Source organism: Paenibacillus sp. FSL H7-0331 (genome assembly GCF_001956045.1).
This window is the reverse complement of record NZ_MRTH01000025.1, coordinates 30920-45159: the sequence shown is the minus strand read 5'-3', so window position 1 is coordinate 45159 and position 14240 is coordinate 30920. Positions and strand designations below refer to the sequence as shown.

Sequence of the window (14240 nt, the reverse complement as noted above, 5' to 3'; positions counted from 1 at the left end):
TACTTTTTGCTATTCGGTTAAAAGCTAAGTACAGATTCACATCGGATTCATTTGACAGTTGCTTTATCAAGCATTCGACATATCGAGGAATTCCTGACCGTGGTCCGAGAAGTGGCTGACCGTCTATATATACATTCAATATTAATAAGCTCCTTCACCCTTCAACACAACAGGGAGTGTTTTTAATAATATTTTAATATCAAAAGCGATACTCCAGTTTTCAATATAATAAATATCAAGATTCATCCATTGTTGAAAGGATAAGTCACTCCGTCCACTTACCTGCCACAAACCCGTGATACCAGGGAGCACCTCCAGCCTTCTCCACTCCCAGTCACCATATCGTTCTACTTCGTAAGGTAACGGAGGTCTTGGACCTACCAAGCTCATATTACCTATCAGAACATTAAACAATTGTGGGAGCTCATCAATGGAATATTTACGTATAAACCGCCCTACTTTGGTGATGCGTGGATCCTCTTTCATTTTGAAAGCAATACCATCCACTTCATTTTGGTTTTGTATTTGTTTTAGTAAGGCGTCAGCGTTAGTTACCATAGACCTAAACTTGAGCATATAAAATCTTTTTCCGTTTTTTCCGATTCTTTGTTGCTTATATATGATACTTCCTTTGGAATCCATCTTAATAGCGATAGCAGTTATAAGAAATACAGGAAGTATGAGAAGAATCAACAGAGAAGAGGCAACAATATCAATTAATCTTTTGCATGCAAGACCCAAGCCTCTCATGGGAGTTTTCACTAATGTTACTACTGGTAATGAATTAATATTGCCTATTTGAACAGTACTCATGACCAGATTATATAAATCAGGAACAATTTTAATATTAATATCCAGCTTTCTAAGATCCGTAATGAGTTTATTGACTAAATCTCTTTCTGAAGGAATAGTAATAATGATTTCTTCAACAAGGTGTTTTTTTAGTAGTTCATTTAATTGTGCTATTGGACCCAAGTATTTGTGCTCTTCATAATCCTGAGTTTCGTCATCATCTACAAAACCAATAATTTTATAACCGAGATATTGATAATTTGTCAGTTCTTGCATTAAAGATTTACCAAACTTTCCCGCTCCTACAATGACGACATTTTTGCTCACAACACCTTGCTTAGCTAATCTAATATATACCGCACGTTTGATTCCACGTACCAATCCAGAAGAGACAATTGCCATTAGCCAATACAGGACAACAACCAATCTGGAAAAATCTGTAAATTTAAGTAAGAAACTAACTCCAATTGTAATAAGAATTGCGAATGAATAAGCCTTGATCATTTTATATAGTTCATCTGCAAGCCCTGAACTTGATCTAAAGCTGAATAGCTTGTAGCGGTAAACGAAAACGATGTAAGTAAATGAAGAAATTAGGAAGAAAACCATGTATTTCAAAAAACGGGGTGAGTTTATATCCCACAAAATAATATTACTCTCGAATTCTTGTGAAATTCTGTATTCATAGAGATAGAAGAAAACTAATACGATCGAAACAGCTTCAAGCAACAAAAAGATTGCTGCTAAAATGCTTGAATAATTCTTCTTTATAGCAAGTTGTTTATTCATTTCTAGAGTAGGTATAAAATGCTCTGATTTTGTTGTCGCATATTGGTAATTCAATTTTAGTAACCTCCGAGAATTCGACATTCATGATCTTAATACTATTATTAAACGAGTAGGTAAAGCAATAAAAGTTATTACCAGTTATATAAACTAGCCTTTTCGCACTTACCTTGGTAACATATACGTAACCATTATACTAGTCATGTACATTTATGGAAACAAATAATTCCATAAGCATTGCTTTGTCGTAAATTGGTACGTTATAATATTGTAGTTATAGAAAGCGACCCGCTTTATGTCGATAACTGGAGGGGAAGATATGACCATCACCGCAGTGATAATGGCTGGGGGGAAGGGTGAACGGTTCTGGCCCAAAAGCCGAACGAATTTGCCGAAACAATTTTTGAATATATCCGGTAATAAATCTATGATTCAGCAGACAATTGCCAGGCTAGAGAAGCTAATAGATATTTCTCAAATTTTTATTGTGACCAATGAGCTCTATGCTGAATTGATGCATGTGCAGTTACCTACTCTACCACTGGAAAATATAATAATCGAGCCTATAGGTAGAAACACAGCCCCGTGTGTAGGCTTAGCTTCCTTAATAATAGAGGAAAAGTTTCCAAATAGTACTATGGTGGTACTTCCTTCTGATCACATTATTGAAAATGAGGAAGGATTTATTAAAATCCTGCAAACAGCGGTTGAGGTTTCTCAAGATGATAGCAGTATGGTAACGCTTGGTATTAAACCAACCTATCCTGAGACTGGCTATGGGTATATTGAGAGCACCAACGAAATGGAAATGATCAACGACTTAGAAGTGTACAAAGTAAATAAATTTGTTGAAAAGCCTGATCTAAATACGGCACAAGGCTACTTGGCTACAGAAAGCTTTTTTTGGAATAGTGGAATCTTCATTTGGAAGACATCTGTTATACGTAAATATATTCAAGAGCTTATGCCAGACATGCATGATATTTTAGAAACGATGAAAAAGGCTTTTGAAACTTCCAATCGAAATGATGTAATTCGAGCTGAGTTTCCAAAAATGCCCGATCAATCCATTGACTATGGTATTATGGAGAAGGTTGACAATATTTATGTAATTCCTTGTATATTTGGCTGGGATGACGTTGGGAGCTGGACTGCACTTGATCGAATCAACGAGCGCGATGAAAATGGGAATGTCATAAAAGGCAACATACTTAATTTAGATACCAAACGCTGTATTATCGAAAGCAATGGTAAATTAATAGCAACTCTCGGAATAGAAGATTTGATTATAGTAGATACTGAAGATGTAACGTTAATTTGCACCAAGGAAAAAGCGCAGGAAGTAAAGTTATTATTGAAAGAACTAAGAATGCAAAAGCTGGATAAATACTTATAATACAAATTAATCACTCAATCTATGAATATATTAAAGGAGAATTTATTACATGACGAAGTCGGCGCTAATTACTGGAATTACAGGTCAAGATGGTTCATATTTAGCTGAATTATTACTATCTAAAGGTTACAAGGTATATGGCTTACGCAGAAGAACTAGTGTACCAATATTGGAGAATATTGAGCATATCAAAAATGAAATTGAATTCGTTGAGGGAGATCTGTTGGATCAAGGGTCTTTAATACAAGCGATACGTGTCTCCAATCCTGATGAAGTATACAATCTTGCTGCACAATCGTTTGTAGGTACTTCATGGCTTCAACCTGTGCTTACGGGTCAATCAACAGGAATTGGTGTCACAAATGTATTAGAGGCTGTTAGGCTCATTAAACCGGAGGCCAAGTTCTATCAAGCATCAAGCAGTGAAATGTTTGGTAAGGTTGTTGAAACTCCTCAGAAGGAAACAACACCTTTTTATCCAAGGAGTCCTTATGGTGTCGCTAAAGTATACGGTCACTGGATTACGGTTAATTATCGCGAAAGCTTTGATATGTTTGCTTGTTCCGGCATCTTGTTTAATCATGAATCACCACGCCGCGGCGTTGAGTTTGTAACTCGTAAGGTTACGGATGCTGCAGCTCGAATTAAATTGGGCCTACTAAATGAACTGCGGATGGGTAATTTAGATGCTAAGCGTGATTGGGGATTTGCTGGGGATTATGTAAAAGCAATGTATTTGATGCTACAGCAGGATCAACCAGATGACTATGTTATTTCAACTGGGGAACTTCATACCGTAGAGGAATTGGTTGAGATTGCTTTTGGTCACGTTGGATTGAATTGGAGAGATTATGTTGTAGTTGATCCGAAATTTGTAAGACCAGCAGAGGTCGATCTTTTGTTAGGTGATTGTACGAAAGCTAAGAGTAAGCTTGGGTGGGAATTAGAAGTTGGATTCGAACAATTAATCACAATGATGGTTGAGAGTGATTTGAAAAAACTGCAACGCTAAAACAGCTAGATAAAGGCGGTTTATTTCATGAGAGCATTAATTACAGGGATTAATGGATTTGTTGGTAAACATCTTGCAGCGTTTCTTATCAATCAAGGACATCAGGTTTGGGGAACTACTAGAGTAGTTCCCCATTTCAAAGACAACAACAATATTCATATTATACAAAGCGCTTTAGATGATGCTGAAAAAATGAAATCAATATTAAATCAAGTTTTACCAGACCAAATTTATCATTTGGCGGGTCAAAGTAATGTGAGATACTCTTGGGAGAATAAATCTGAGACATTTGATGCAAATGTCATAAAAACAATAAATTTGTTCGAAGCAATTCTACAAAGCGATGTACGTAATCATACTAGAGTTTTGACTATAGGATCTTCTGAAGAATATGGTTTAATTGAAGATTTATTGTCCCCTATTTCGGAAAACACTTTACTAAATCCCATAAGTCCATATGGAATTTCTAAAGCAACAGTTTCTATGTTATCTAAGCACTATAACAATCAACATTCTATAAAAACAATTCATGTGAGACCATTCAATCATATTGGCCCTGGCCAAGGTTTGGGGTTCGTCACTTCAGATTTTGCCAAACAAATATCTGAAATTGAAAAAGGAATTAAATCCCCTATCATAATGGTGGGAAATCTTGATGCAAAACGAGATTTTACAGATGTTAGAGATATAGTAAATGCATATTACTTGCTTCTTGAACAAGGTGATTTTGGTAAAGTTTATAACGTTTGTTCAGGAGTTCCTGTATCTATTCAAAAGATTCTCGAGAAACTAATAAGCATTAGCTTTTGTAGTAACATACAAATTCAGAAGGATGAAACTAAACTAAGACCATCTGATTTTCCTCTTTACTATGGAGATCCACAACTTATTAGAAAGAAGACTAATTGGGTTCCCTCAATATCATTAGAAGACTCCCTTTCTAATATAATACAATACTGGAGAAATAGAATTTAATAAACTCCGACTAAGGAGCAACAAATTAATTATGATGAAAAAAATTAAGGAAATATATCAATATAGGCAGATGCTGGAAAGTCTAGTTCTTACTGATTTAAGAACACGTTACAAAGGTTCTTTTCTAGGTTTTTTTTGGACTTTAATTAATCCTCTCTTAATGTTAGTTGTATATTCAATAGTATTTAAATATATAGTTCGGGTTGATATTGAAAATTACACTTCGTATTTATTTGTTGGACTGATCTCATGGTTCTTAATAAATCAAGCCATAACATCAAGTGCGGGAGTCGTTATTCGAAATGCAGGATTAGTAAAAAAAATCTACTTTCCAAAAGAGATATTGCCATTATCCGTAGTTTTGGGTGGAGTTGTTAATTATGTTTTTAGCCTACTAGTTTTATTTCCAATACTCTTTTTCAGTAAGATACAGTTGGGTTGGCCACTTTTGTTGTTCCCTGTTATCTTAATTATTTATTTTGTGTTTACTCTTGCATTAACATTAATTTTTTCAAGTCTAAATGTTTATTTTAGGGATTTAGAACATGTATTGGGTATATTAATGATGGTGTGGTTTTATCTGACACCGATCGTCTTTACAACAAGTATGATTCCTAAAGAGATCAACTTTATATTTTTATATAATCCACTACGAGTGATAATTGAAAGCTTTCACGATATCTTCTTTTACAACAAATTTCCAGACAGCACTGAATTAACTGTGGTAGCAATTCTTTCTGTTGCAATGTTATATTTCGGTTTATTAATCTTCAAGCATTTAAGCAGAAGATTTGCAGAAGAAATTTAAGGGTGGTTGAAGTAATGAATGTTATCTCAGTAACTAATGTCACTAAATCATTCAAGGTTTTCAAAGAAAGAGCTTCAACTCTAAAAGATAGAATTGTAAATAGAAGAAAAAATAAATTCGATGTATTTCTGGGTTTGGACAACGTTTCTTTAGATATAAAAAAAGGAGAAACAGTTGGTTTAGTTGGTAGGAATGGTTCTGGAAAAAGCACATTGTTAAAACTATTAACGGGTATTTTATATCCTGACACAGGTGAAATAAATATGCAAGGGAAAGTATCTAGTTTATTAGAATTAGGTGCTGGCTTTCATCCTGATTTCACAGGTAGAGAAAATATATTTATGAACGCTGCAATACTGGGCTTAAGTAAGAAAGAGATTAAGAGCAAACTTGATCAAATAATCACTTTCTCAGAACTTAAAAATTACATTGAAAATCCTGTAAGAAGTTATTCTTCTGGTATGTATATGCGATTAGCCTTTTCTGTAGCCATTATGGTTGAACCGGAAATTTTATTAATTGACGAAGTTCTTGCTGTGGGTGACGCAGCTTTTCAACAAAAATGTATGGATCAGTTATTGAGATTGAAAAGTGTAGGAACAACGATCGTGTTTGTTTCTCATGATCTGGGTGCAATGGAAAAACTATGTGATAGAGTCATTTGGATTAATAAAGGGAAAGTAACAGAAGATGGACAACCAAGAAAAGTAATTGATAAATATCTCTCTTATCTAGCAGAAGAAGAAAACAAAAGACTAATCGAAGAAAGTAGTCCAGAACCAGTTACTACTGAGATCGATGTTACTCAGGATAACATAGTTAAGCAAGAAGAAATTCAAAAAGATGTAATACATGAAGTCGATGAAAACAGATGGGGAAACCGATATGTTGAATTGACTGATGTTATAATTACTGATATCAATAATATCCCTAAACTGGGCTTTTTGAGCGGGGAATATTTGAAGATAATTATTAATTATAAGACTAATCAAAACATTGAAAACCCGGTATTTGGATGTGGTATACACACAATAGATAATATACATTGTTATGGAACAAATACTTTTATAGATAAACTTAAAATACCTTACTTGGAAAAGGGATTAATAGGTAAAATGGTGTTTGAAATACCCTCTATTAATTTAGGGGCTGGGACATATTTAATAACTGTTGCTGTTCACGATATTAATGGGAATCAGTATGACTATCACGATAAAAAATATTCTTTTAAGGTATCAAGCATAACTAACGATGTAGGAATCGTTAAGATAAAGCATGAATGGTTACATGAAAAATAGGTGGTGCCAAAAATGGTAGAAAAAATAACTCCTGGATTTATTATGAATCAAATTCGAAATGGTGTTCGTTCTCAAAAAAAGACTATTGAAGAGATTAAATTAGAACAAGCTACTTTAGAGACTGAGATAGATTTTAAAGATGAGGAACTTTCTCAAATCTTTTCTTCTTTACAGGTTAAATTAAAAAGATTGAACTATAGAATTACTGCTAATATACCTGTGGCTTTTTTGGAACCTCATCTTGTTTCCAGATTTAAATTTTTAGGTAAAATTATTGTTCCCATAAGACGCATTGGAACTAGATTATTTACCAAATGGTATGCAGATACTTTTATAAATCAACAAAAGCAATTAAATAATGATATTTGGTTTGGTCTAAATTCTGCAATAGAAATTATTAATGAACAAAACAAAGTGATTCTTCATTTAACTAATAAAAACATTGAATTGACGAATAAAGTTTCAGAATCATTACTAACGGGAAATGAGCTAGCTAATAAAACTACAGTCTTAACTACAAAAATAATGGAAATAGATCAAAATGCGGTATTATATCGAGATGAACTAGGTACAAAGATTCAAACAATCGCAGATGAATACAAAAAAAATACAGTTCTTGATTTTAATTATTCAAAATTTGCCGAACGATTTAGCGCTGATCGTGAAACTGTAAAGGAAATATACCTACAATACATTCCTTATTTGAAAGATTGTAATTACGTTCTGGATATTGGATGTGGTAAAGGGTATTTCTTGGAGTTACTCCGCGATCACGAGATTGAAGGAGTGGGTGTGGATTCTGATCCTGAGTTAGTGAGAATCTGTACCGATAAAGGGTTATCAGCCCACACAAATGATGCTATAAAATACCTTGAAAGTCTGAATGATAATAGTGTTGGGGGAATATTTACAGGCCATGTTGTAGAGCATCTACCTGCCCCTTTGAAAATACATTTTCTGAAATTATGCTTAAGCAAATTATCTTTAAATGGTGTACTTATTATAGAGACACCAAATACTACTTCACCATACGTCATGCATAATCTATATTATCTAGATCCTACACATGAAAAGCCAATGTTTCATGAAACCTACAAATATATTGCTGTTGATGTGGGATTTAGTGTTATTAATTCATATTTGAGTGGTCCTATCGATGGAACGGATCCTCAGGAATATTATAATTTTTCTTTGATCTTATCTAAACAATGAGGAGTTAATATATGATAATTGCAGTTGTAACTCCGTGGTACAGTGATAATATCTCGGGTGGTGCAGAGAGGTTTGCTGGTGGTATAGCAAGAAGTCTTCAAAGTGCAGGATGTAATGTTGAGATCCTTACCACCTGTGGTAGGGATTCGTTTTGGGATTGGGGTACCGATTTTTATAAAGAAGAAGTTACAATTATAAACGAACTTAAAGTAAGAAGGTTTTCTTTAAGAAAAAGAAATAAACAATTGTACGATGACCTAATGGGCAAATTAATACATGGTGAAAGTTTAAGTTACGTTCAAGAGATGCAACTAATGCATGAAACCGTCAATAGTGATAGTATGTATCAATTTATTAACGAGTCAGGAGAAGATTATATATTTTTATTTATCCCGTACCTAAGCGGCACAACGTACTGGGGAAGTAAACTGAGGCCTGAGAATAGCTTTATTGTTCCGTGCCTGCACGACGAAGGAATGGCCTACCTCAAATCGGTTAAAGATATGTTCTCAAGGGTTAGTGGACTGTTCTTAAATACAATTGAAGAGCAAGAATTTTCAGAGAGTTTATACAATTTGCAGGATGGTGCTAGCGTGGTCTCAGGTGGTGGAGTAGAAGTTAACTATATACCGAATCCTGATGGTTTTAAATCTAAATATAATATTTCTGGAGATTATGTTGTATATGTTGGAAGGCAAGTGTCCGGGAAGAATGTTCCGCAACTAATTCAATTATTCAAGCAATATAGCGATGAGAATTCGAATAAGACGAAACTAGTTTTTGTAGGTAAAGGTGAAGACCAAATTATAGAAACTATGAAGGCTACCAAGAATATAATCCATATCGGTGAGGTTAGTGATGAGGATAAATACGATGCAATTGCAGGTGCAGTTGCTTTGATACAGCCATCCTTAATGGAAAGCTTCTCTATAGTCGTGATGGAAAGTTGGTTATGTAATACCCCTGTTATAGTTCATGAACATTGTGCTGTTACAAAAGGTCACTGCGACCGTAGTAAGGGAGGACTATATTATAAAGACTATGATTCTTTTAAAAAAGCTATAAACACATTATTGGAAGATACAAATAGGGCAAACTCTATGGCAGATTTGGGTAAGAGGTATGTAGACGAATATTACACATGGGCTAAGACATCTGAAACAATAATAAATTATCTGATTAAAAAGGGATTTCCAAGAGAGGATATTATCTCATGAGAATTTTAATCGATGTTCAAACTTTGTACACCGCTGAGAAAAACAGAGGGATTGGCATCTATACTTATAATTGGGTTAGGGGTCTTATAAATCAAGATTCTAGCCATCGGTATTACTTACTTAGGAAAAAAAATGATGAGTGGCAATTTACTTTTGTTAGTAAATTTATTGATTTTGATCAAAGAGTTCAAGAAGATCATACTTGGGAAACAGCAGATATAGAAGACTTTATTGAACAAAAGAATATCGATATTATTCATTTTACTAGTCCACTGATGTTTGACATAGAAGTTCCGAATATTAAAAATCAAAATGTAAAAGTATCTTATCTAGTTTATGATCTAATTCCAATTGTTATGAAAGAACATTATTATAATAAATGGCCACAACATATTCAAAACCTTTACGACTCTAGATGTAATATCATTAAAAAGGCAGATTGCATATTAACAATTTCTGAAGCGTCGAAGAATGATTTGATACGAATTTATAAGATTGATAGTAATAAAATTCATGTAGTTTATGCTTCTACAAATGAATATCTTTATCAAGAAGAAAGATCAGGTAAAGAGCAAACGTTATTAAAGGAAGAATTAAATCTTTCATCGAGGTTTATTTTCTCTTTAACAGGTTATGATCCTAGGAAAAACAATAAGGGGCTAATTAATGCATTTTCTAAATTAAATAAAGAATTTTCTGATGTCATATTGGTTATTTCTGGAATCAAGCAAGAAAATGAGAGAGAAGAGCTTTCCCTACATGCAAAAGAGAAAGGAATCAATCCAAGTCAATTATTGTTTTTAGGTTTTATAACAGATGATTGTTTAGTTGCCTTGTACAAAGAGTGCGAAATGTTTGTCTTCCCATCTGTTTATGAAGGTTTTGGATTACCTGTACTAGAAGCCATGCGATGTGGAACTCCGGTTATAACAACCAATAGCTCTTCCCTAACAGAAGTAGCTGAAGCTGCTGCAATAATTGTAGATGTTAACGAAGATGAGATATTGGCAAAGGCAATTACATCCTTATTAAAGGATAAACAATTATCGGATGTATATAAGACGAAAGGTATCAAGCAAGCGGAGAAATTCAGTTGGAATAAAACAACTTCAGCAAGTTTACTTGTTATTAAAAATCTTATTTTTGGTGTGTCTCCTGAGATTCAATTTAATTCAAACAAACCTGTCTTGGCTTACTTTAGCCCCTTAAACCCACAGTCATCAGGTATATCTGACTATAGTGAAGAACTATTGGTTAACTTAAAGGATTTCTTTGAAATAAAAATATTTGTGGATAACTTCTCTCCTGATAATCCATTCATTAGAAGTAATTTTGAAGTTTTAGAATATAAAACTAATATGGAACTACTAGAACGAATTAGTACAAGAGTATATCATATGGGGAATAACGAATTGCACTCTTGGATCTACGATGCATTCATTGATTATCCTGGTAGTGTTGTTTTGCATGATCTTAATTTGTATGGCTTCTATATGTATACCAAGTATTTACGTGGAGATAAACATGGGTTTGTAAATGAGTTAACCTATAGCCATGGGCAACAAGGTAATGATGCTGGAATGCAATTAATAACTCAAGGATCATATCCTAATGATCAAGAATTTCCAATGTTTAAAAAAGTAGTTGAATTGAGTAATCAGATAATTGTGCATAGCAAGTGGGTAAAGGAAAAAATTCAAATTGAAACGAATTTTACAGGGGAAATAATTAATATTCCAAGTGGGATTATAATTGAGAAAGAAGAATATAACAAAGATGATTTGAAAAAGAGGCTCAATATTAATCCGGATAAAATCACAATAGGTGTATTTGGTAATGTTATTCCTAACAAAAGAGTAGATGTTATTTTAAGAGTTATCTCAGAATTAGTAAAAACTAATACAAATATTCAATTATATATTGTAGGCCACTGTAGCGATGATGTGAAAGCACAGCTTACAAAAATAATGAGGCAATTAAACGTTAACAATTTTGTTAAATTAATTGATAGTCCAGATTTGGAGTTGTTTAAAAGTTATATTAAAGCATCAGACATATGTATTAACTTAAGATGGCCCACCTTTGGTGAAACATCTGCGACACTTGTAAGATCGTTAGGATATGGGGTACCATGTATCGTTTCTAATGTTGGCTCATATAAGGAATACCCGGACGATTGTGTTTGGAAAGTGGATGTTGATGAATATGAAGAGGAGTTAGTATTGGCTTATTTGCTTGAACTAACGAATAACAAATTATTACTTAATTCAATGAGCGCTATTTCTACTTGTTATGCCGAAAAAACATTAGATTTTTTAGCTATATCTAATAAATATTTCAATACTTTAACAAGTCATTTAAATGAGTTATGAGGTGAAAGTAGTAGATGAATTCCCAATCGAAAAGATTGATAAAAGTTTTTTTTATGTATACGTTCTCTGCTGCTCTAAGCATTGCTATATTAATTTTTTTAATGCAACTATGGAAAGCAAATTTATCTGTTCCGTTAGATTATAACGCTGATGGTCTGTTCTCAACAATTATGGTTAAAGGACTTATTGAGAATGGCTGGTATTTCAATAACAAATATCTAGGAGCGCCTTTTGGTTTAGAAATGTATGATTTTCCAATGGCAGATAACTTTCATTTTTTTATTATGAAGTTAATATCTTTGTTTATTCCAGATTATGCATCAGTCTTAAATTTATATTTCTTATTGACGTTTCCTTTAACAACAGTTATTTCGTTATTTGTAATGCGGAAACTTAATTTTTCGAATACAGTTTCTCTTATAGGAAGTTTACTTTATAGTTTTATGCCATATCACTTTTTGAGAGGAGAAGCACATCTATTTCTTTCAGCTTATTATTTAATTCCACTAATGATATTATTAATTGTGAATATAATGTCAAATGATCGTGATAATTATGGGGCGAAAAAGAAATTATACAGTTTATTTATTTGTTTGTTACTGTCTTCTAGTGGAGTATATTATGCTTTTTTTATATGTTTTTTGTTTATTATAGGAGGACTGGTCTCAAGTTTAAAATTTAGAGCTTTATATCACATAAAGATTTCATTAATTCTTGTAGCATGTATTGGTTTTGGTGTTTTGATTAATATCTCTCCTTCGTTATATAATAACTATGCTACAGGTAAGAATACAGAAGTAGCAATTAGAGATACATCACACACGGAAATTTTAGGTTTAAAAATTTCACAATTGGTTCTCCCGATAGATAACCATAGAATCAACCTATTGGAACGTTTGAAAAAAAAATATACTTCTACTGCTCCATTAGTAAATGAGAATAGTTTTGCATCGTTAGGTTTGATAAGTTCAATCGGCTTTTTGATTTTAATTATAACAAGTCTTCGACAGTGGAAAATAAAGGAAAAAAGCGAATTATTAATTAACTTAAGTAATTTGAATTTATCACTTGTTTTACTTTGTACTGTAGGTGGCTTTGGTACTTTGTTTGCTTTAATTGTTTCTCCTTCTATTAGGGGTCTAAACAGGGTGAGTATAATTATAGCCTTTTTATCAATACTAGCAATATGCATTATCATAGATTACACCAGGAAATATTTACACAAATCTGTTTTTAATGTGCTACTTATTGTGCTATTGTTAATTGCTTTGTTTGATCAAACAAGTAAAAATTATATACCTAACTATCAAGCTCTAGAAAATAGTTTTTCTACAGATAAAGATTTCGTTGGCAAAATAGAGAGCGCTATTTCTGCAGAAACTCCTGCAAAAGTTTTTCAATTGCCATATATTTTTTTTCCAGAAGCCTCGCCGCTGAATAAGATGGGGGGGTATGACCACTTTAGAATGTATCTACATTCTAATAAGATTTCATGGAGTTTTGGAGCTATGCAGGGCAGATTCTCAGATGTATGGCAAAAGGAAGCAGTACAAAAACCTGTTAAGGATTTTCTTGAACAACTCTCATTAGCTGACTTTCAAGGGATCTACTTGGATAGAAATGGATACGCTGATAATGGCAAACAAATGGAAGAAGACTTACATAGTTATTTAGGAGCTCCTTCTGTTATAAGTAGTGACAATAGAGAAGTTTATTTTGACTTGTCTAATTTTACACAATCATATAAAAACAGTATGTCTAATACAGAATTTATAAAGAAAAAAGAAATAATCAAGTCTCCTACATTAATCAAATGGAATGGTTGTTACGGGGTTGAAACACAGGGGGAAAGAAAATGGAATTGGTGTTCAAATAAAGTGGAACTGGAATTAAATAATTTATCACTCCATAATAAAGAATTAACTTTGAAAATGACTGTATTATCAGGATTTGACGTGCCTTCTCAGTTAAAGATTACCTCAACTGATGGTAGTGAAAAATTAATTTTCAATGCGCAGGGATCCGATTATTCAAAAAAAATCATTGTGCCTGCAGGACAAAGATATGTGATTAACATATCAAGCGACTCAAAAAAAATTGATGCCAATGGCGATCCAAGAAATGCCTCTGGCATGTATTTTAGACTTGAAAACGTGAGTATCGAATGAGGTATTATTCACTAAAACTAAATGGGATATCAGTAAACAAACTGAGAAGTACTAGTGTATAATTCCTCAATAGCATTGCAAACAAGTGAATATAGTATTCAATGCAGTTGTCGCACCTTCATGGAATTTTGTTAAAGACTAGATGCAATGCGCTTCAACAGTTATCGAAACAGCAACTCTTTCAGGAAATCTGGGGTTGCTTTC

The 14240-nt window shown here is 33.2% G+C and carries 10 protein-coding genes; 9 read left to right on the top strand and 1 reads right to left on the bottom strand.

All coding sequences use genetic code 11. The features are described 5' to 3' along the window. Positions 1–141: 141 nt before the first annotated feature. Positions 142–1635, bottom strand: a complete 1494-nt coding sequence (locus BK127_RS28370) for a sugar transferase (protein ID WP_076235481.1) — start codon at positions 1633–1635, stop codon at positions 142–144. A 262-nt stretch (positions 1636–1897) separates the two neighbouring features. On the opposite strand from BK127_RS28370, the gene BK127_RS28365 reads away from it, so the two are divergent. From BK127_RS28365 to BK127_RS28325, 9 genes are read left to right on the top strand one after another with little or no spacing between them, the layout of a single operon-like run. Then, complete coding sequence (locus tag BK127_RS28365) at positions 1898–2974, top strand: mannose-1-phosphate guanylyltransferase (protein ID WP_076235479.1); 1077 nt, start codon at positions 1898–1900, stop codon at positions 2972–2974. A 49-nt stretch (positions 2975–3023) separates the two neighbouring features. After that, on the top strand, positions 3024–3986 hold the full coding sequence (gene gmd / locus BK127_RS28360) for a GDP-mannose 4,6-dehydratase (RefSeq protein WP_076235476.1): 963 nt from the start codon (positions 3024–3026) through the stop codon (positions 3984–3986). Positions 3987–4013: 27 nt separating this feature from the next. Next, positions 4014–4961: a GDP-mannose 4,6-dehydratase gene (locus BK127_RS28355; protein ID WP_076235474.1), complete on the top strand. Its 948-nt coding sequence runs from the start codon at positions 4014–4016 to the stop codon at positions 4959–4961. Between the two features lie 31 nt (positions 4962–4992). After that, positions 4993–5769 (top strand): ABC transporter permease, encoded by a 777-nt coding sequence (locus BK127_RS28350; RefSeq protein ID WP_083689659.1) that lies wholly within the window; start codon positions 4993–4995, stop codon positions 5767–5769. 14 nt (positions 5770–5783) lie between these two features. After that, on the top strand, positions 5784–7067 hold the full coding sequence (locus BK127_RS28345; protein ID WP_076235472.1) for an ABC transporter ATP-binding protein: 1284 nt from the start codon (positions 5784–5786) through the stop codon (positions 7065–7067). Positions 7068–7079: 12 nt separating this feature from the next. Continuing rightward, entirely contained in the window at positions 7080–8279 is a 1200-nt protein-coding gene (locus BK127_RS28340; protein WP_076235471.1) for a class I SAM-dependent methyltransferase, read from the top strand. A gap of 11 nt (positions 8280–8290) precedes the next feature. Beyond that, entirely contained in the window at positions 8291–9496 is a 1206-nt protein-coding gene (locus BK127_RS28335) for a glycosyltransferase family 4 protein (protein WP_076235470.1), read from the top strand. Beyond that, positions 9493–11868, top strand: a complete 2376-nt coding sequence (locus BK127_RS28330) for a glycosyltransferase (protein WP_076235468.1) — start codon at positions 9493–9495, stop codon at positions 11866–11868. The genes BK127_RS28335 and BK127_RS28330 overlap by 4 nt, the downstream gene beginning before the upstream one ends. A gap of 14 nt (positions 11869–11882) precedes the next feature. Continuing rightward, positions 11883–14036: a hypothetical protein gene (locus BK127_RS28325; protein WP_076235465.1), complete on the top strand. Its 2154-nt coding sequence runs from the start codon at positions 11883–11885 to the stop codon at positions 14034–14036. Positions 14037–14240: the final 204 nt, after the last annotated feature.

Coding starts and splice junctions, on each gene's coding strand:
- BK127_RS28335 (WP_076235470.1), top strand. CDS start 8,291: ATGATAATTGCAGTTGTAACTCCGTGGTACAGTGATAATATCTCGGGT.
- BK127_RS28330 (WP_076235468.1), top strand. CDS start 9,493: ATGAGAATTTTAATCGATGTTCAAACTTTGTACACCGCTGAGAAAAAC.
- BK127_RS28365 (WP_076235479.1), top strand. CDS start 1,898: ATGACCATCACCGCAGTGATAATGGCTGGGGGGAAGGGTGAACGGTTC.
- BK127_RS28355 (WP_076235474.1), top strand. CDS start 4,014: ATGAGAGCATTAATTACAGGGATTAATGGATTTGTTGGTAAACATCTT.
- gmd (WP_076235476.1), top strand. CDS start 3,024: ATGACGAAGTCGGCGCTAATTACTGGAATTACAGGTCAAGATGGTTCA.
- BK127_RS28325 (WP_076235465.1), top strand. CDS start 11,883: ATGAATTCCCAATCGAAAAGATTGATAAAAGTTTTTTTTATGTATACG.
- BK127_RS28350 (WP_083689659.1), top strand. CDS start 4,993: ATGATGAAAAAAATTAAGGAAATATATCAATATAGGCAGATGCTGGAA.
- BK127_RS28345 (WP_076235472.1), top strand. CDS start 5,784: ATGAATGTTATCTCAGTAACTAATGTCACTAAATCATTCAAGGTTTTC.
- BK127_RS28340 (WP_076235471.1), top strand. CDS start 7,080: ATGGTAGAAAAAATAACTCCTGGATTTATTATGAATCAAATTCGAAAT.